Genomic DNA, 17,560 nt, shown 5'->3' with positions numbered 1-17,560 from the left:
TATGGTCGAGCGGTGAGCACCGCGACGCGGACGGAGGAGCGGCGGGACGAACGTTCGGTCGTGGTCACCGCGCTGCGGCTCGGCTGGTCCATGGCGGACGCCTACCACCACGCGCAGACCGCCGACCTGACCGGCGACGGGGACCGGCCGGCGACCGCCCCCGCGAAGCTGTCCAACCTGACCGAGATGTCGGGGCGGCACCGGCTCGGCATGTACCTGGACGGCGTGGACGTGGCGCTGGCCCGGATCGCCGCGCTGACCCCGGCCGGCCGGGTGCTGCCGGCGACCGCCGCCGCCCGGCGGGCCGCCGGGGTGGACCGCGAGCCGCTGCTGTTCGCGCTCGACGAGCTGAACGTCGACGTGCTGCGCTGGACGATGGCCACCGACCACCGGGTCGGGGTGGCGTACCGGCTCGGCCGTTCGCTCGCCGACACGGTCCGGCGCGGTGACGGCACCGAGCTGGTCCGGCGGTTCGGCGGGCGGCAGATCCAGCTCAGCCGGTGGCTGGACGAGCTGGCCAGCGTGCTGCCGCCGTACTCGGCGGCGGTGGTGCGCCGCTCGCTGGCCGCCTGGACCACCGCCGTCGGTCGCGCGTCGGTCGGCGACCCGACCGAGGCCGGGCTCGCCGAGCTGGCCCGCGAGCTGCGCGACCAGGGCGACCTGTGGCGGGACGTGCTGACCGGCGGCCTGCATCCGCGGGACCTACTGGACGAGGAGAACTGGGCGGTGGTGGCCCGGAACCTGATCATCCGGGACCGGAAGCTGGTGGTGCAGGCGGCCCGGGGCATCTTCTGGCCGGTGCTGGCGCCGCTGTTGGTGGTGCTGCTGGCGGTGGTCGGCGTCAGCGCCGCGGCGGCGGTCGGCTCCCCCACCACCCGGGCGGCGGTGGCGCTCGTCGGCCTCGGGGCCGGGCTCACCGCGATCTGGCGGTCGATCTCCACCCCGACGCTGTCGGTGGCCGCCGAGGTGAACCGGCCGCTGCTGGAGAGCGAGCTGGTGGCGCAGATGAGCGCCCGGATCGACCGCCCGCTCACCGCCGCCCGCCGGGCCGGACGTGCCGGCCGGCAGCGGCCACCCTCCGACGGGAGATCGAAATACGTTGCCCGGGTCTCCGGCGTGGACCTACCGTGAACGCGCAAGGTCAACCACCGCTCCGGGAGCCGTCCATGTCGCTGCGATCCGCCACCACGAAGACGTCGTGGCTGCTCGGCGACGGCTGCCCAGGGTCCGGACGGCCCGACTGACGCGCACGTCGCGCGCCCACGTCGTCGCCGCCCGGTCCCCGTGGACCGGGCGGCTTTTTCGTCGCCGCACCACCGACCGATCGTGAAGGGAGAGCCCGGTGGACGCCGTCCTCGTCATCAACGCCGACCTCGGCCCGCTGCACCGGGTCACCGTCCAGCACGCGATCCGGATGCTCTGCCGCCGGGTCGCGGAGATCCACGAGTCCGAGCCGGACCGGCTCATCGGCGTCTTCCCGATGCCGCGGGTGGTCCGCCTCGTCCGGTACGTGGTGACGCGCTGGCGGTTCAGCGCCGGCCCGGCCTGGTCCCGGGCCGGGGTGCTGGCCCGCGACGGCCGGCGGTGCGCCTACTGCGACCGCCCGGCCAGCACGGTCGACCACATCGTGCCCCGCTCGCGCGGCGGCCGTAACACCTGGGGGAACACCACCGCCGCCTGCTACGCGTGCAACCAGCGCAAAGGTGACCGGACCCCGGCCGAGGCGGGCATGCCGCTGCGGCGGGAGCCGGCGACGCCGAGCTGGGTCGCGCTGGCGCGGTGACGGACGGCCGGCGGGCACAGGGGGCGGCGCCGGGGGTACGCCTCCGGCGCGGCGCCCGCCGGCCCCACCGTCACCGGTCCCCGGGACTCGACCGTCACCGGTCGAGGTGGCGGGCGAGTCCGCCGAGCAGGAGGTCGAGTCCGCCGTCGAACTCGTCGTCCGGGCCGACCGCACCGGCCGCGCGCGCGGTCTCGGCCAGCAGGGGGAAGTCCTCCCGGGGCAGCGCCGCGATGACCGCCGTACCGGGGTCGGCCAGTGCGCCGAGGTGCTCCATCTGGATCGCGCCGACCACGTAGCCGAGCAGGGCGCGGAACGCGACCACCCGGCGGGTGCCGACGAGACCGGCCCGGGTTAAGAAGGGCCTACCGGCGGACGCGTGTCGACCCGGTCGAGAACCCGCTCGACGACCAACGACTCCAGTTCGTCGCGGTCGGCGACGTAGCGGTAGAGGCCCATCGTGCTGGTGCCAAGCTGCGCACCGACCGCCCGCATGGTGAGGCCGGCGAGGCCGTCCCGGTCGAGCACCGCGAGCGCCGCGTCGGCGAGCTGCTCGCACACGTCGGCGCGAGCCGATCCGCGCGCTGATCCGCAGGTCCCGGCGGCGTCCCGGTCGGGAGGGGTGGTGGTCCAGGCCTTGGTCGCTTATCGGCTCTGACCAGTGTCGCTCCGCGTAAGGACGCCTTGCGCCGCCGAGTTCACCTCGCGCCGCCTTTGCTCTGCAGCCACGGAAGCACCATGCACGTACCGTGACAACGACAGGTCGATCGCCGCCGCGCCGCGTGGATCGAAAACCCTGTTCAGCGCCATGATGCGCCGGTGGTTGCAGAGCAAAGGGGGCGGAGGACCACGCCCGCCCTCCGTGCTCACCGGCACGCTGAGTGACGATCGCGCGAAGTCACGCACAGTAACAAGTGGATGCGGGCGGCGAGGGGCTACGACGGCGGTGCCGGTCAGAGCGGACGGACCCGCAAAAACGCCTCGCCCGGCGTGCGTCGCGGGGGATCTGCCAGCAGACGATGCCAGACATCGCCGCCATGATGCCGATCAGGACCAGCCCGATCGGAGCGAGACCGAGCAGCGCCTGACCGATGGTCAACGTCAGCGGGAACCGGCCAACGGGACGGGCAAGCGCCGGCCACAAGACGGTCAGCGAGGGGCCGGCGGCGTCCAGCCGAAGCGCGGCGGTCGGCGGTCGTTGGCCGCCGCCACCCCCTCGCGGGCCTCGCCGCTGTCCCGCACCTGCGCGTGCCACCAGGCGATCCGGTCGGCGTCGGCGCGCCCGTCGATGATCTCCTTGGCGGCCGTCACGGTGAGCCGGGAACGCCCGGCGATCGTGGCGGTCAGCGCCGCCACCCGGTCGGCGAGCGCGGCGGCCGGCAGCACCTCGTCGACCAGGCCGATCCGCAGCGCCCGCTCGGCGTCGACGAGGTCGCCGGTGAACAGCAGGTGCTTGGCGGCGGACGGCCCGACCAGGCCGGCCAGCCGGCGGGTGGTCGGCGCGGGATAGACCAGGCCGAGCCGCGCCGGCGGTACGCCGAAGCGGGCGTCCGCCGTGGCCAGCCGCAGGTCGCAGGCGACGGCGAGCTGGCAGCCGCCGCCGACGCAGGCGCCCTCGATGGCGGCGACGGTGGGGCGGCCGAACGCGGCGAGCCGTTCCTCGGCGGCCACCGCGATGCTGTGGTCGCCGGCGGCCAGCAGTTCGTCGAGGTCGCCGAGGTCGGCGCCGGCGCAGAACGTGCCGGCCGCGCCGGTGAGCACCAGCACCCGGACCGCCGGGTCCGCCTCCAGGCCGTCGAGCAGCACCGGGAGCTGCCGCCACATGGCCGGGGTCATGGCGTTGCGCCGGGCCGGGTTCCGGATCACCACGGTCGCCACCGGGCCGTCCACCGTGACGGTCAACTCCGCGTCGGACATGGTGCGACCGTAACGGGCGGGGCCCGGCGACCACCCGCGTGGGGTGGCCGCCGGGCCCCGGGGTCGGGCGGTCAGGTCAGGAGACGTCGACCGCGGTGTCGTCGATGACGAACGACGTCTGGAGAGACGCGTCCTCGGTGCCGGTGAACTTCAGCGTCACGGTCTGCCCGGCGTACGCGGCCAGGGAGAACGACTTCTGGCTGTAGCCGGTGGCCTTGTTCAGGTTCGAGTAGGTCGCCAGCGTCGCCAGCACGGTGCCGGACGAGTTGAGCACCTGCACGTTCAGCTTGTCGTACTGCACGCTGGTGGTGGACTCGGCCGAGTCGATGTGCAGCCAGAAGCTGAAGTTGTAGGTCGAGCAGCCGCTCGGCAGCGCCACCGACTGCGCGATGTTCTCGTTGCTGCTGTAGCCGTAGCCGTTCAGCCAGGCGAACCGGGTGCCGCCGTGCGCCGACTGGCCGCTGAAGGCGCCGATCGCGCCGGTGGTGCCGGTCCACGGGCTGGTGCCGGTCTCGAAGCCCGCGTTGCCGAGCTTCTGGCCGGCGCCGGTGCAGCCGCCGCCGGTGCCGGTGACGGTCAGCGAGTACGTGGCGGACTTCGCGCCCGACGTGGCGCTGCCGGTGACCGTCACCGAGTAGGTGCCGGTCGGCGTGCTCGCGCTGGTGGCGATGGTGAGCGTGGACGAGCCGCCCGAGGTCACCGAGGCGGGGCTGAACGACGCGGTGGCGCCGGTCGGCAGGCCGGACGCGGAGAACGTCACGGTCTGCGCGGTCCCGCTGGTGGTGGCGGTGGCGACGGTGGCGGTGGCGGAACCGCCCTGGGTGACCGAGCCGGCGGTCGGGGAGAGCGACACGGAGAAGTCGTTCCCGGTGGAGCTGCACGGCGCGTCGCTGCCGGCCACGTTCACCGCGGTCCACGCCGCCTGGACGGCCTTGTACTCGGTGGAGCAGTTGCCGTACAGGTCGGTCGCCGCCCGCAGGCTGTACGCGCGGGCCGTGTTCGACGGGGTGGTGGTGTTCACGTACGAGGTGTTCGAGGTGAAGTACACGTCGAGCGCCCGGTACCAGATCTTCTCCGCCTTGGCGCGACCGATGCCGGTCACCGCCGGGGCCGAGCCGCAGACCGGCGAGGTGCCGTACGCGGTGGCGCCGGTGCCCTCGGCCAGGTTGAAGTAGAAGTGGTTGCCGACGCCGGAGGAGTAGTGCACGTCCTTGTTCTTCGTGCTGGTGGACCAGCACGAGTCGGACGAGCCGTCCAGCGACGGGTTGTACATGTAGCGCAGCGGCGTGCCGTTGCCGTTGATGTTGATCTTCTCGCCGACCTGGTAGTCACCCGGGTCGCTGGGCGCGGCGGCGTAGAACTCCATCATGTTGCCGAAGATGTCGCTGGTGGCCTCGTTGAGGCCGCCGGACTCACCGGAGTAGACCAGGCCGGACAGCGCCTCGGTGACGCCGTGGCTCATCTCGTGGCCGGCCACGTCCAGCGAGACCAGCGGACGGGAGTTGCTCGACCCGTCGCCGTAGGTCATCTGGGACCCGTCCCAGAACGCGTTGACGTAGTTGTTGCCGTAGTGCACCCGGCTCGGCACACCCTGGCCGTTGCCGAAGATGCCGTTGCGGCCGTGCACGTTCAGGAAGTAGTCGAACGTCTTCGCGGCGCCGAAGTGGGCGTCCACGGCGGCCGACTGCCGGTTGGAGTTGGCGCCGTTGCCCCACGCGTTGTCGGCGTCGGTGAACGTGGTGCAGGTGGAGGTGCCGTTGTTCATGTCGCAGGTACGGCCGTTGCCGTGCGACGGGTCGATCATCGAGTAGGTGCTGCCGGAGAGCGTGGTGTCGATGCTGACCGAACCGGTGTAGATGCCCTGGCCGCTGCCGACCACCGACTCGATCTCGTCGTACGAGCCGATCACCTTGCCGGTGGTGGCGTCCGTGATGACGTGCAGCTTCGACGGCGTCTGCTTGTCCGCCTTCCAGCCGGAGGCGACCGTCTCCCAGGCCAGCCGGCCCTTGCCGCTGCTGGCGTCCACGAACAGCTCGGGCGCGCCGACCGAGGTGAGGCTGCCGGAGAACGCCTTGCGCGCGCTGGCCTTGGCGGCGTCCGCGCCGACCTTGGCGCTGGTGCCGAGCGTCAGCGGGGCGGACAGGCCGACCGAGGTGCCGCTCATGGTGCCGTTCGGGGCGGTGTGCACGACGAAGTCGCCGCCGTAGACCCGCAGGCCCTGGTAGGTCCGGGTGTAGCGGGTGTGTGCCGCCCCGGAGGGGTCGACCTTGGTGCGGACGGCCTGGTACGCCTCCCCGCCGGCACCCTGCACGGCGCCGGGGTTGGCGCGGAGCAGGCTGTCGGCGCGCGCCGCGGCGGCACGCTCGGGGCTGGGGGCGCTGGGCGCTGCCGCTTGCGCCGTGCTGGTGACGCAGGCCAGCACGCCGCTGGTGAGCAGCGCTGCGCTGACGGCGGCGACGGTTCTTTTCACATGCCCTCCTGGAAGGAAGTTGTGACGGGGGTAGTCACTGGTGTAGATATAGCTGAGACATCGACAGACGTGAAAGAGGGCGACGGTTTCCCGCCTCAGACACTGACCGAACGGATGAGGGGGGCGCGGTGGTCCGGAACCGGGTGGCCCCGTCGTGCGTCCGATCGGTATGAGAGCAGCCCCCGCCGCGGCGATCGCCCTCGCCGCCGTCCTCACCCCGCTCGCCGGCTGCGCCCGCGCCGACACGCCGGCCCCGACCGGACCGGCCGTCACCGGACTGCCCGGCGTCGAGGTGGTGCTGGTGCGTTCCGGCGGCATCGCCGGGCTGACCGACACCATCACCGTGCGGCCGGACGGCCGCTGGACGAAGACCGACCGGGCCGGCGCCGCCCGCGACGGCCGGCTCACCGACGCCGACCTCGACCGGCTGCGGCAGCTCACCGTCGACCCCCGGCTGACCGCCGAGGCCGCCGTCACCGTGCCGGCGACCATGTGCGCCGACGCGTTCAGCTACCGGCTCACCATCGGCCCGACCACCAGCTCCTACGTGGACTGCCCGCCGCAGGCGACCCCGCCGGCCGCCACCGCCGAGGTGGTCGGCCTGCTCACCCGCGCCACCGGCTGACCGGCCCGCTCACCAGCCGGGCGCCGCCGCGAGCAGCGCCCGCCGCACGGCCTGCGTCTCGCGCCGGCCGGCCGCCGCCGGCCGGGCCGCGAGGAAAATCGTGTTGAGCGGGGGCACCGGCGGCGTGAGCAGCGCGCGCACCGCACCCGAGGCCAGCTCACCCCGGCAGAGGTACGCCGGCAGCACGCTCGCCCCGGCGCCCGCCACCACGGCCGACCGGACCGCCCGCAGGTCGGCCACGACCAGGCTGGGCGTACGGGTGAGCCGGGTGTCGAAGACGGTGCGCCAGTAGCGGCGCAGGATCGGCGCCTCCTCGCCGTAGGCGACCAGCGGCATGTCGCGCAGCGCCGCCGGGGTCACCGGGCCGGCCAGCCGCTCCGCCCAGACCGGTGCCGCCACCAGCACGAACTCCTCGTCGTAGAGCGGCTCGACGACCAGGCCGCGCCGGCGTGGCCGCACGCTCGTCACCGCCAGGTCGAGCCGGCCGGCGACCAGGTCGTCCAGCAGCCGCTCCGGCATCCCGGCGACCACCCGCAGCTCCAGGCCGTCGGCCACCAGGCCGGCAAGTGCCGGCAGCACCCGCTCGCCGAGCAGCTCGGCCGGCCCACCGAGGAAGACCGTCCGGGCGTACGCCGCGTCCGGCTCCTCGGCCAGCACGGCGGCGAGCCGGTCCAGTGGCTCGGCCACCCGGCGGGCCAACTCGTCCCCGGCGGCGGTCGGGGTGACGCCCCGGGGCAGCCGCTCGAACAGCGGTCGCCCGACCGCCTCCTCCAGCGCCCGGAGCTGCGCGGTCACCGTGGGCTGCGCCACACCGAGCAGTTCGGCCGCGCCGGTGACCGACCCGGCCCGGTGCACGGCGAGGAAGCTGCGGAGCAGGTCCAGCGACGCCTTCACATCAGCAAACCTATCGCCGACGTGACTCTCGCCTATTGGTCAGCTATGGCTCGGCGCGTCAGCATGGTGGACATGACTCGTGCACTCATCGCGCTGACCAGCCATTCCGACCTCGGCACCACGGGCCGCAAGACCGGCTACTACGTGGGCGAGGCCGCCGAACCGTGGGAGGTCTTCCGGGCCGCCGGGTACGACGTCGACCTGGTGTCGGTGGCCGGCGGCGAGCCGCCGACCGACGGCCGGGACAGCGACGACAAGACCCAGAACGACTTCCTCGCCACCGCCGGCGTGACGGACACCCCGAAGGCGGCGGACGTCGACCCGTCCGGTTACGACGTGATCGTCTTCGCCGGCGGCCACGGCACGATGTGGGACTTCCCCGACGACCCGGACCTGGCCCGGATCGCCCGCTCCGTCTACGAGGGCGGCGGCGTGGTCGCCGCCGTCTGTCACGGTCCCTCCGCGCTGGTGAACCTCACCCTCTCCGACGGCTCGCGGCTGGTCGCCGGCAAGCGGGTGGCCGGCTTCACCAACGACGAGGAGGCCGCCGTCGGCCTCACCGACGAGGTGCCGTTCCTGCTCGCCGACAAGCTCGCCGAGGCCGGCGCGCAGCACGTGCCGGCACCGAACTTCACCGAGCACGTTGTGGTCGACGGTCGCCTGGTCACCGGCCAGAACCCGCAGTCCGCCCGCGCCCTGGCCGAGGCCGTGGTGAAGCTGCGCGGCTGAGCGACGGCCCGGTGCCGGCTGCCCGTGCCCGGCGCGGTGCCGATGTGCGGGTGGCGGCGCGCAGGTGCCACTCCGGCTCCCCGCCGGCCGGGCCGGCCCGCCGGGACGCCGGCTGCCCGGCGCGGTGCGCGCGTCAGAAGCGGTAGTCGTCCGGCAGGCCCGTGGCGCGCAGCTCGGGCGGCAGGTGGGCGGCGTCGTTCAGGGCGACCACCGTCGGCGGGCCGGCCGAGCTGTAGCGGATCACGGTCAACGCGCAGTTGGCGTGGTTGAGCCCGATCCACCGGCGTTCCGGCGCCTCCAGGGCGTGCCGCACCAGCCAGGCGACCAGGAAGTTGTGGGTCACCACCAGCTCACGGACGTCGCCGGAGGCGGGGGCGGTGGCGAACCGGGCCACCGCCTCCGCCGTCACGCGCGGCCCGTCCCGCCGGTCCCGCTCGGAGAACTGGGTGAGGAACGCCACGTGCCGCTCCGGCAGGCCGGCCGGGTCGGTGTCGTGTGGCATGTGGTCACCCGCCCGGTCGTCCACCGTGACCGGGACGCCCGGCAGCTCCGCCGCCACCAGCGCGGCCGTCTCCGCGGCCCGGGCCAGCGGCCCGTGGTGCACGGCGTCGATCCGGGCGCCGCGCAGCCGCTCGCCGAGCAGCGTCGCCTGGCGCCGACCCCGCGCGGAGAGGCCGATCTCCGGAGCCTCCGTCCCGGCATCCGCCTGCTCACCGTGCCGGGCCAAGAACAACAGTCGGCTCGACATCGGTCGTCCTCCAAGATCGGAAGAGTCCGACCCTAGTCGGCCGCTCCCCGATCCCGCAGCCCCGTGGTCAGCCGTTCGCCCACTGCTCCCGCGGGTGCATCTGGCCGATCCGGATCCGGTTGCCGAACGGGTCGCGGATGCCGAAGTCGATCCCGTACGGCCGGTCGGTCGGCTCGTCGGTGACCTCCACGCCCTTGGCCACCAGGTCCGCGTACGTCTGGTGCGCGTCGTCGGTGGTGAGGAACAGGAAACCGCCGGTGGCGCCCTTGGTGAGCAACTCCCGGACCTGCTCGGCGGTCTTCGGGTCCAGCGCCGGCGGGCCGGGCTTCTCCAGCAGGATCTCCCGGTCGGGGTCGCCCGGCACGTTGACCGTGAGCCACCGCATGAAGCCGAGATCCTGGTCGGTGTTCACCTCCATGCCCAGCTTGCCGACATAGAAGTCGAGGGCCTCGTCCTGGTCGAGCACGTAGATCTGGGAGCGGGAGATCGAAGTCATCGTCATGACGAGGACGCTAGAGCAGGCCCCCGGCCTGCTGCTTATCCAAAACTGCACGTTTCCCGTCGGGACCTGCGGCGGAGCTCGGGCGCATCCACGCCCGGGTGAAGCAGCTCGGCACGTCGGCCGGGGCGGCCTTGCGACGCCGGTAGGCCGAGGGGGACTCGCCGACGATGTCGTGGAACGTCCGGCTGAACGTGCCGAGGCTGCCGAACCCGACCAGGTGGCAGATCTCGGTGACCGGCTCGGCGGTGCGTACCAGCAGGTACATGGCCCGCTCGATCCGGCGGCGTTGCAGGTAGCGGTGCGGCGTCTCGCCGAACGTGGCCCGGAACGTGCGGATGAAGTGCGCCTCGGAGACGTACGCGATCCGGGCCAACGCGGGAATGTCCAGCGGCTGCGCGTACGCCCGGTCCATCGCGTCCCGGGCGCGCAGCATCGCCCGGTTCGACTCCTCCACCGCCCGACTCATCCCACCTCCCGCTGTGCAAGGAAGGGCACCCTGTTAACGCATTCTGCATAGGAAGGGGCCCCCGTTAACACCACTCATCGTTCCATCCGACGACGCGGCGAGGACTGCCCGAGCGGCCGATCCGCCGACGCGCCGATCCGCAGCAGGGTGGAAGCGTGACATCCATCGATTGACCGATCGCGCCGGAAGGAGCCGCCGTGGACGCACTGCGGAAGACCTCGCTCGTCGCGGGCGGATGCTACGTGCTCACCTTCGCCTCGATCCCGACCCTCACCCTGTACGCCCCGGTGCGCGAGTCGGACTACCTCGTGGGCACCACGTCGGAGACCCCGGTCGTGGTCGGCGGCGTCCTCGAGGTGATCGTCGCGCTCGCCTGCATCGGCACGGCCGTCGCGCTGTTCCCCGTGCTCCGGCGACAGGGCGAGGCGCGGGCGTTGGGTTTCGTCGCGGCCCGGGTCCTCGAAGCCGGCGGCATCTTCGTCGGCGTCGCCAGCCTGCTGACGATCGTGGCCCTGCGCCGGGCCGGCGCCGGAGCGGACGCGCTGGTCACCGGCCAGGCGCTTGTCGCTCTCTACGACTCGATGTTCCTGCTCAGCCAGAGCCTCATCCCGGCCGTGAACGCGCTGTTGCTGGGGTCCCTGCTGTACCAGTCCCGCCTCGTCCCCCGCGTTCTGCCGCTGCTCGGGCTCGCCGGGGCGCCCCTGCTCGTCGCCGCCGACATCGGCGTGCTCTTCGACCTCTGGGACCGGCTGTCCCCGGTGACCGCGGTCGCGGCCCTCCCGATCGCGGTGTGGGAGTTCTCGCTGGGCGTCTACCTGATCGTCAGGGGCTTCCGGCCCACGCCGATCACCACCGGCGCCCGGGACGCCACCGGCTGACCGTCGCGCGAGGGCTGTCGGCCGGGAACGCCTTGTGGAATTGGAGCCCCCGGCCGGGATCGAACCGGCGACATCTCGCTTACAAGGCGAGTGCTCTGGCCAGCTGAGCTACAGGGGCGCGTGTGACGGGCTCAGCATAGCGACTGGGCTCGGGAAATCCCGCCTGGCAGGGCTCCCGAGCACGGAAAACGTCAGTTACCTCACCGGGTCGCCCGGCCGATCGTCCGCTGATAGCGCTCACAGCGGGGAGATTGATGCCTCTCAGTGCCCGACTGACCGAAATGTGTATGCCGTCCGTCCCACCCGCTGCGTCTCGTCTTGGCACGAACGCGAAAGCCGTTTACGGTGCAGTGACACGGACGACACTCCGGCCGGCCTCGGCTGCCCGGGCGACGCTCCCGTTGGCCGGCACCCTGGGTGCCGGTCGCTCCTTCACTCGGATCGTCCGGCACGTTCCTGCCGGTGAAAGGAAGCGCTTCATCATGGCTACGGTCACCTACGCGAAGGCGTCCCGGATCTATCCGGGCACCGAGCGCCCCGCCGTCAACCAGCTCGACCTCCAGATCGGTGACGGGGAGTTCCTCGTCCTGGTTGGCCCGTCCGGCTGCGGAAAGTCCACCAGCCTGCGGATGCTCGCCGGCCTGGAGGACGTCGACGACGGCGCCATCTACATCGACGACCGGGACGTCACCCACCTCCCGCCGAAGGCCCGCGACATCGCGATGGTCTTCCAGAACTACGCGCTCTACCCGCACATGACGGTGTACGAGAACATGGCGTTCGCGCTCAAGCTGCGCAAGACCTCGAAGTCGGAGATCGACCGGCGGGTCAAGGAGGCGGCCGGGCTGCTCCAGCTTGAGGAGTTCCTCAGCCGCAAGCCGAAGGCGCTCTCCGGCGGTCAGCGCCAGCGGGTCGCCATGGGCCGCGCGATCGTCCGCGAGCCGCAGGTCTTCCTCATGGACGAGCCGCTGTCGAACCTCGACGCCAAGCTGCGCGTGCAGACCCGTACCCAGATCGCCTCGCTCCAGGCGAAGCTCGGCGTCACCACCGTCTACGTCACCCACGACCAGGTCGAGGCCATGACCATGGGTCACCGGGTGGCGGTCATGCTGGACGGCGTGCTCCAGCAGGTGGACACGCCGCGGGCGCTCTACGACACCCCGGCCAACGTCTTCGTCGCCGGCTTCATGGGCTCCCCGGCCATGAACATCAAGACGGTGAAGCTGACCGACCAGGGCGGCGTGTTCGCCGAGATGATCATGCCGCTGACCCGCGAGCAGATCGAGGCGGCCCGCGGCGAGGGCGGCGACGGCAAGGTCACCGTCGGCTTCCGCCCGGAGGACTGCGACCTGGTGAGCCCGTCCGAGGGCGGCATGCCGGTCGTGGTCGAGCTGGTCGAGGACCTGGGCTCCGACGCCAACATCTACGGCCACGCCGCGCTGGAGGGCCACAACGAGCGGTTCGTGGTCCGCACCGACCGGCGCAGCATGCCGAACATGGGCGACACCGTGTTCGTCAAGCCGCGCCCCGGCCGCAGCCACGCCTTCCACGCCACCACCGGCCAGCGGATCTGACGTACGCGAAGCAGAAGGGGCGGCCCGCCACGGCGGACCGCCCCTTCTTCGTGCTTGCGGGTCAGCCCTCGACCGCGCGGCGGCGGGCGACCTCGGCGAGCGTGACCGCGGCGGCGACGCTCGCGTTGAGCGACTCCACCTCGGAGATCATCGGAATGCTGACGGTCAGGTCGCAGGTCTCGCCGACCAGGCGGGACAGCCCGCGCCCCTCCGAGCCGACCACCACGACCAGCGGGCCGACCGCGGCCTCCAGGTCGTACAGGTCGGTCTGCCCGTCGGCGTCCAGGCCGACCACGATGAAGCCGGCCTCCTTGCACGCCTTCAGCGACCGGGTCAGGTTGGTGACCTGGGCGACCGGAACGCGCGCGGCCGCGCCGGCGCTGGTCCGCCAGGCGGTCGCGGTGATCCCGGCGGCCCGCCGCTCGGGCACGAAGACACCCTGCGCGCCGAACGCGGCGGCCGACCGGATCACCGCGCCGAGGTTACGCGGGTCGGTGACCCCGTCCAGCGCGACCAGCAGCGGGGCGGCCTGCTCCAGCGCGGCGGTGACCAGGTCGTCGAACGGCTCGTAGGCGAACGGCGGCACCTGGAGGCCGACGCCCTGGTGCAGCACCCCCCCGGTCATCCGGTCCAGCTCGGCGCGGCTCACGTCGAGGATCGCGATGCCCCGGTCGGCGGCGGTGCGGACGATCTCCTTGACCCGGTCGTCCATGTCGATGCCCTGCGCGGTGTAGAGCGCGGTCGCCGGCACCTGGGCGCGCAGCGACTCCAGCACCGGGTTCCGGCCGACGAGCAGCTCGGGGCTGTCCTTCGCCGGGTTCGACTTGCGCCCCGGGGAGACCCGGGGCCCGCCGGACCGGCCGGCCGGCTTGCCGCCGCCGCGGCCCTTGGCGGTGGGTACGCCCCGACCGCCGCCCCTGCCCCAGGTGGTGTCCTTGCTGCCGGGCTGACCGATCTTGGGCGCGCGGCCCTCTTCGGCCGCGGCGCGGCGCTCTTTGTCCTGCTTCCAGGCGGTGCGCTGGGGCAGCTTCTCGGTGCCCGAGTAGGCCTTGTGCCAGGGACGCTCGTCGGCCGGCAGGGTGCGCCCCCGGCCGGCGAGGGAGTCCTTGTTCTTGCCACCGGTGCCCTTGGGGGCGCCCGCCTTCGGCGTCAGTCGCCGGCCACGGCGCTGCGAGTTGCCGGCCATCAGTCCTGCTCTCCAATAGTCCAACGCGGGCCCTGGGGGGTGTCCTCGACGACCACGCCGGCCTGCTTGAGCTGGTCACGGACCGCGTCGGCGGCGGCCCAGTCCTTGCGGCCACGGGCCTGCGCGCGCTGCTCCAGGGCCAACGCGATGAGTGAGTCCACCACGCCGCGCAGGTCGTCCGTGCGGTCGCCACCGGTCCAGGCCGGATCCAGGGGGTCGACGCCGAGGATATCCAGCATCGCCCGCGCGGCGGCCAGCGTCGTGCGGACGGTCACATCGTCGCCGCCGCTCAGCGCGGTGTTGCCGTCCCGGACGACCTCGTGCAGCACGGCGAGCGCCGCCGAGGTGTTGAGGTCGTCGTCCATCGCCGCCACGAACCCGGCGGGCAGCTCACCGGGTCGGCCCACGCCGACCCGCTCGACCGCCCGCTGCACGAAGCCCTCGATCCTCCGGTACGCGACCGCGGCCTCGCGCAGCGCGTCCTCGGAGTAGTCGATGCGGGACCGGTAGTGCGCGGCGGCGTAGTAGTAGCGCAGCTCCACCGGGCGCACCCCGAGCGAGGCCACGTAGTCGAGGTCGAGCGTGTTGCCGAGCGACTTGCCCATCTTGGTGCCGCCGATGCCGAGCAGGCCGTGGTGCACCCAGTAGCGGGCGAACGGCAGGTCGGCGGCCTGCGACTGGGCGATCTCGTTCTCGTGGTGCGGGAACGTCAGGTCGAGCCCGCCGCCGTGGATGTCGAACTCGGCGCCCAGGTAACGCCAGCACATCGCCGAGCACTCGATGTGCCAGCCGGGCCGGCCGCGGCCCCACGGCGACGGCCAGGCGGCCTCGGTCGGCTCGCCCGGCTTGACGCCCTTCCAGAGCGCGAAGTCACGCGGGTCGCGCTTGCCCCGGTCGGGGGCGTCGCCGGCCGGCTGCATGTCGGCCGGGGACTGCCCGGACAGTGCGCCGTACGCCGGCCAGGACGCCACGTCGAAGTAGACGTCGCCGGAGCCGTCGGTGGCCGGGTAGGCGTGCCCGGTCTCGATGAGTCGGGCGATCAGCTCGTGCATCTCCGGAATGTGACCGGTGGCCCGCGGCTCGTAGGTCGGCGGGAGCACGTTCAACGCCCGGTAGGAGGCGGTGAGGATCTGCTCGTTGGCGTACGCGATCGACCAGAACGGCCGGCCCTGCTCGATGGCCTTGGCCAGCACCTTGTCGTCGATGTCGGTCAGGTTGCGGATGAACGTGACCTCGAACCCGTTGCCCAGCAGCCAGCGACGCAGCACGTCGTAGTTGACGCCGGAACGAAGGTGGCCGATGTGCGGGGGCGCCTGGAGCGTGAGACCACACAGGTAGACCCCCACCTTGCCGGCTTCCCGCGGGACGAAGTCCCGCACCGATCGGGTGGCGGTGTCATACAGGCGTAGCGTCACCTCCCAAGGGTAGCCCTCCACACATTTCCGGGTTGGCCCGAGCCGGGTCGTACGCTGCGTGCTGTGGACACGGCGGCACGCCCGGGAGAGACCGCGCAGACCCTGGACCGGGGTCTGCGCCTGCTGCACCTCGTCGCGGACGCGCCGGGCGGGCTGACCGTCACCGAGGCCGCGCACCGGCTCGGCATCGGCCGGGCGGCCGTCTACCGGCTGGTCGGCGCGCTGACCGGGCACGGCATGCTGCGGCGCGACGGCGAGGGCCGGCTGCGGCTCGGCGTGGGCGTGCTGCACCTGGCCCGCCGCGCGCAGCCGCTGCTCGCCGAGGGCGCACTGCCGGCGCTGCGCCGGCTCGCCGAGCGGACCGGTGCGACCGCCCACCTGACCGTGGTGGAGGGCGGCGAGGGGGTCGCGCTGGCCGTGGTCGAGCCGAGCTGGACCGCGTTCCACGTGGCGTACCGGACCGGTTCCCGGCACCCGTTGGGGCTGGGCGCGGCCGGCCGGGCCGTGCTGGCCGGGCGGGCCGGCGAGTCCGGCCCGGTGAGCACCAGCGGCGAACTCCAGTCCGGGGCGTACGGGGTGGCGGCGCCGGTGCTGGGCGTGCCGGGTCTGGAGGGCAGCGTCGGCGTGGTCTCGCTGACCCCGCTCGACGTGACCGAGGTCGGCGCCCAGGTGACCGCCGCCGCCGAGGCGGTCGCCGCCGCGCTCTCCTGACCGCGCCCGCCCCGCCGGGCGGCCGGGCCTGCGGGGTGGGCTGGCCGGCTGGCGCAAGTTCGGGGAAGTGGCGGCATCCGCCCGGGTCGGATATGCCCACCTCGGCGAGATGACGGCGCCACCCGCCGCGGATACGCCCATCTCGCCGGAACGGCGTCGCTCCGCGCTGCGGCGCGGTTCGGGAACGGGTGCAGCTCCCTAGCACATCGCGGGTGTCGGTGGGGGCTGTCCACAGGCGTGGTACGGACTCGGCCGTGGTGGTTGTCCACAGGGGTGTCGACAGCCGCCTCGGAGCCCCACGCTTGCCGTATGCCACCTCACCCTCATCGCCCGCCGCAGTTGGCCTGGCAGGTCTTTCGTGGCTCGGACGCGGTCCGGCGCGGCCTTCTCTCGCGCCACCACCTCCGGGGCGCGTCCTGGCTCCGACTCCGGCATGACGTCTACGCCGACGCTCGCCTCGACCGCGACCACGAGCTGGCCTGCCGCGCCGTGTTGCTCCGCATGCCGCCCGGCACGTTGATCGCCGGCCCGTCGGCGGCCTACCTGCACGGGGTCGAGCACGCCGCCGACTTCACCGACGACGTGCACGTCCTGCTACCGGCCACGGTCCGAGCCGACTCCCAACCCGGCGTCCGGGTGCACCACGCCCCGGTGTCCAGCACCCGCAGCGGCCTGCTGGTCCCCGCCGGCACCGCCACGGCACCGACGAGCACCGCCGCGCCGACCGGCTTCGGCCCGGTGCCGGCACGCGCCGCCATGTCGACCGGCACGACCACTCGGCGCGGCGCGGGCAGACGACTCCCGGCCGTCCGGCCAGCCGACGCGGTGGACCCGGGCCGGCCACCGGTTCGGCACCGCCCGCCGCGTCCGGCCGGTCCGACGACTCCCCCCGGATCGCCGGCCGGACCGACCGGTCCCCCGGAACTGATGAGACCACCCGCCCCGGCCGGGTCACCGAACCTGAGAACGCCCAACCTGGCCGGACCGCCGGACCCGAGAACACCCGCCCCGGCCGGGCCACCGGACCCGAGGCCGCCCGGTCCGGCCGGGCCGCCGCCCCGCACCGTACCCGTCGCCTGTGCCTGGGAGACGGCGGTCTGGGCCGATCCCGTGCGTGCCGTCGGCATCATCGACGGGCTGCTGCGCATCCGTGCGGTCAGCCCGGCCGGGCTCGCCACCGAGGCGGCGCGGAACGCCGGCCGTCCGGGCGGCCGGCGGGCGTCCTGGGTGTTCGGCCTGACCGACGGATGCGCCCAGTCACCGCCCGAGTCACATCTGCGGGTGCGGCTCGTGCTCGCCGGTCTGCCGCGCCCGGCGGCACAGCACCCGGTACGCGTGCCGGCCGGCCCTGTCCTGCATCCCGGCCTGGCGTGGCCGGAGTTCCGCGTGGCGGTCGAGTACGACGGTCGGTGGCACGCGGATCCCGATCGGATGCACCTCGACCGGTGTCGGCTCAACCAGTTCGTGGGGGCTGGCTGGCTGGTGCTGCACGTGACCGGTCGACGCCTGCGCCAGGAGTTCCCCGCCCTGGTCCGCGAGATCCGCGCCGCGCTGGTGGCCCGCGGCTGGCGTCCGTGACCTCTCCACTCCGGCGCACCGGTCCGAACACGCGCACCCCGTCGCGCCACCTCGCCGGTGTCGCCTCACCACTCGGACAGGCGGCGA

At 73.4% G+C, this 17,560-nt stretch carries 18 protein-coding genes and 1 tRNA gene; 8 read left to right on the top strand and 11 right to left on the bottom strand.

Annotated elements, in window-relative coordinates:
- The first annotated feature begins 12 nt into the window (after positions 1-12).
- Both AB0B02_RS12900 and AB0B02_RS12895 read left to right on the top strand, forming a co-directional pair.
- Positions 13-1,131 (top strand): hypothetical protein, encoded by a 1,119-nt coding sequence (locus AB0B02_RS12900; protein ID WP_357299946.1) that lies wholly within the window; start codon positions 13-15, stop codon positions 1,129-1,131.
- Between the two features lie 211 nt (positions 1,132-1,342).
- The gene (locus tag AB0B02_RS12895; RefSeq protein WP_281934552.1) at positions 1,343-1,783 is read left to right on the top strand and encodes an HNH endonuclease; all 441 of its coding nucleotides are present in this window, start codon (positions 1,343-1,345) and stop codon (positions 1,781-1,783) included.
- 94 nt (positions 1,784-1,877) lie between these two features.
- Here the strand turns inward: AB0B02_RS12895 and AB0B02_RS12890 are convergent, their stop codons facing one another.
- The 4 genes from AB0B02_RS12890 to AB0B02_RS12875 form a co-directional block, all read right to left on the bottom strand.
- Entirely contained in the window at positions 1,878-2,105 is a 228-nt protein-coding gene (locus AB0B02_RS12890) for a TetR/AcrR family transcriptional regulator C-terminal domain-containing protein (RefSeq protein WP_281934551.1), read from the bottom strand.
- Positions 2,106-2,134: 29 nt separating this feature from the next.
- On the bottom strand, positions 2,135-2,341 hold the full coding sequence (locus AB0B02_RS12885) for a helix-turn-helix domain-containing protein (RefSeq protein ID WP_281934549.1): 207 nt from the start codon (positions 2,339-2,341) through the stop codon (positions 2,135-2,137).
- 588 nt (positions 2,342-2,929) lie between these two features.
- Positions 2,930-3,697 (bottom strand): enoyl-CoA hydratase/isomerase family protein, encoded by a 768-nt coding sequence (locus AB0B02_RS12880; protein ID WP_357299944.1) that lies wholly within the window; start codon positions 3,695-3,697, stop codon positions 2,930-2,932.
- Between the two features lie 76 nt (positions 3,698-3,773).
- Positions 3,774-6,167 (bottom strand): M4 family metallopeptidase, encoded by a 2,394-nt coding sequence (locus AB0B02_RS12875; protein WP_281934545.1) that lies wholly within the window; start codon positions 6,165-6,167, stop codon positions 3,774-3,776.
- A 169-nt stretch (positions 6,168-6,336) separates the two neighbouring features.
- Between AB0B02_RS12875 and AB0B02_RS12870 the strand changes: the two genes are divergently transcribed.
- The gene (locus AB0B02_RS12870) at positions 6,337-6,792 is read left to right on the top strand and encodes a hypothetical protein (RefSeq protein ID WP_357299941.1); all 456 of its coding nucleotides are present in this window, start codon (positions 6,337-6,339) and stop codon (positions 6,790-6,792) included.
- A gap of 9 nt (positions 6,793-6,801) precedes the next feature.
- Here AB0B02_RS12870 and AB0B02_RS12865 read toward each other — a convergent pair whose 3' ends face one another.
- Positions 6,802-7,686: a LysR family transcriptional regulator gene (locus AB0B02_RS12865; protein ID WP_281934541.1), complete on the bottom strand. Its 885-nt coding sequence runs from the start codon at positions 7,684-7,686 to the stop codon at positions 6,802-6,804.
- Positions 7,687-7,758: 72 nt separating this feature from the next.
- Here AB0B02_RS12865 and AB0B02_RS12860 point away from each other — a divergent pair, with 72 nt between their 5' ends.
- Positions 7,759-8,415 (top strand): type 1 glutamine amidotransferase domain-containing protein, encoded by a 657-nt coding sequence (locus AB0B02_RS12860; protein WP_281934539.1) that lies wholly within the window; start codon positions 7,759-7,761, stop codon positions 8,413-8,415.
- A 133-nt stretch (positions 8,416-8,548) separates the two neighbouring features.
- On the opposite strand, the gene AB0B02_RS12855 is transcribed toward AB0B02_RS12860, so the two are convergent.
- From AB0B02_RS12855 to AB0B02_RS12845, 3 genes are all read right to left on the bottom strand, one after another.
- Complete coding sequence (locus AB0B02_RS12855) at positions 8,549-9,163, bottom strand: histidine phosphatase family protein (protein ID WP_357299936.1); 615 nt, start codon at positions 9,161-9,163, stop codon at positions 8,549-8,551.
- Between the two features lie 67 nt (positions 9,164-9,230).
- On the bottom strand, positions 9,231-9,665 hold the full coding sequence (locus AB0B02_RS12850) for a VOC family protein (protein ID WP_281934536.1): 435 nt from the start codon (positions 9,663-9,665) through the stop codon (positions 9,231-9,233).
- A gap of 10 nt (positions 9,666-9,675) precedes the next feature.
- Complete coding sequence (locus AB0B02_RS12845) at positions 9,676-10,131, bottom strand: AraC family transcriptional regulator (RefSeq protein WP_281934535.1); 456 nt, start codon at positions 10,129-10,131, stop codon at positions 9,676-9,678.
- Positions 10,132-10,328: 197 nt separating this feature from the next.
- Between AB0B02_RS12845 and AB0B02_RS12840 the strand changes: the two genes are divergently transcribed.
- Positions 10,329-11,009: a DUF4386 domain-containing protein gene (locus tag AB0B02_RS12840; RefSeq protein WP_357299933.1), complete on the top strand. Its 681-nt coding sequence runs from the start codon at positions 10,329-10,331 to the stop codon at positions 11,007-11,009.
- A gap of 41 nt (positions 11,010-11,050) precedes the next feature.
- Here AB0B02_RS12840 and AB0B02_RS12835 read toward each other — a convergent pair.
- Positions 11,051-11,127: transfer RNA gene (locus AB0B02_RS12835), tRNA-Thr, on the bottom strand.
- A 364-nt stretch (positions 11,128-11,491) separates the two neighbouring features.
- Here AB0B02_RS12835 and ugpC point away from each other — a divergent pair.
- Positions 11,492-12,583 (top strand): sn-glycerol-3-phosphate ABC transporter ATP-binding protein UgpC, encoded by a 1,092-nt coding sequence (gene ugpC, locus AB0B02_RS12830; protein ID WP_281934499.1) that lies wholly within the window; start codon positions 11,492-11,494, stop codon positions 12,581-12,583.
- A 61-nt stretch (positions 12,584-12,644) separates the two neighbouring features.
- On the opposite strand, the gene rlmB is transcribed toward ugpC, so the two are convergent.
- Both rlmB and cysS read right to left on the bottom strand, forming a co-directional pair.
- Positions 12,645-13,769: a 23S rRNA (guanosine(2251)-2'-O)-methyltransferase RlmB gene (gene rlmB, locus AB0B02_RS12825; RefSeq protein WP_281934497.1), complete on the bottom strand. Its 1,125-nt coding sequence runs from the start codon at positions 13,767-13,769 to the stop codon at positions 12,645-12,647.
- The gene (gene cysS / locus AB0B02_RS12820) at positions 13,769-15,184 is read right to left on the bottom strand and encodes a cysteine--tRNA ligase (protein ID WP_357299928.1); all 1,416 of its coding nucleotides are present in this window, start codon (positions 15,182-15,184) and stop codon (positions 13,769-13,771) included. The genes rlmB and cysS overlap by 1 nt, the downstream gene beginning before the upstream one ends.
- A gap of 63 nt (positions 15,185-15,247) precedes the next feature.
- Between cysS and AB0B02_RS12815 the strand changes: the two genes are divergently transcribed.
- Complete coding sequence (locus AB0B02_RS12815; protein ID WP_281934493.1) at positions 15,248-15,895, top strand: helix-turn-helix domain-containing protein; 648 nt, start codon at positions 15,248-15,250, stop codon at positions 15,893-15,895.
- Between the two features lie 309 nt (positions 15,896-16,204).
- On the top strand, positions 16,205-17,473 hold the full coding sequence (locus AB0B02_RS12810; RefSeq protein ID WP_281934492.1) for a hypothetical protein: 1,269 nt from the start codon (positions 16,205-16,207) through the stop codon (positions 17,471-17,473).
- The last annotated feature ends 87 nt before the right edge of the window (positions 17,474-17,560 follow it).

Source organism: Micromonospora sp. NPDC049240 (genome assembly GCF_040647835.1).
Classification (GTDB): Bacteria; Actinomycetota; Actinomycetes; order Mycobacteriales; family Micromonosporaceae; genus Micromonospora.
This window is presented reverse-complemented; position numbering and strand designations above follow the sequence as displayed.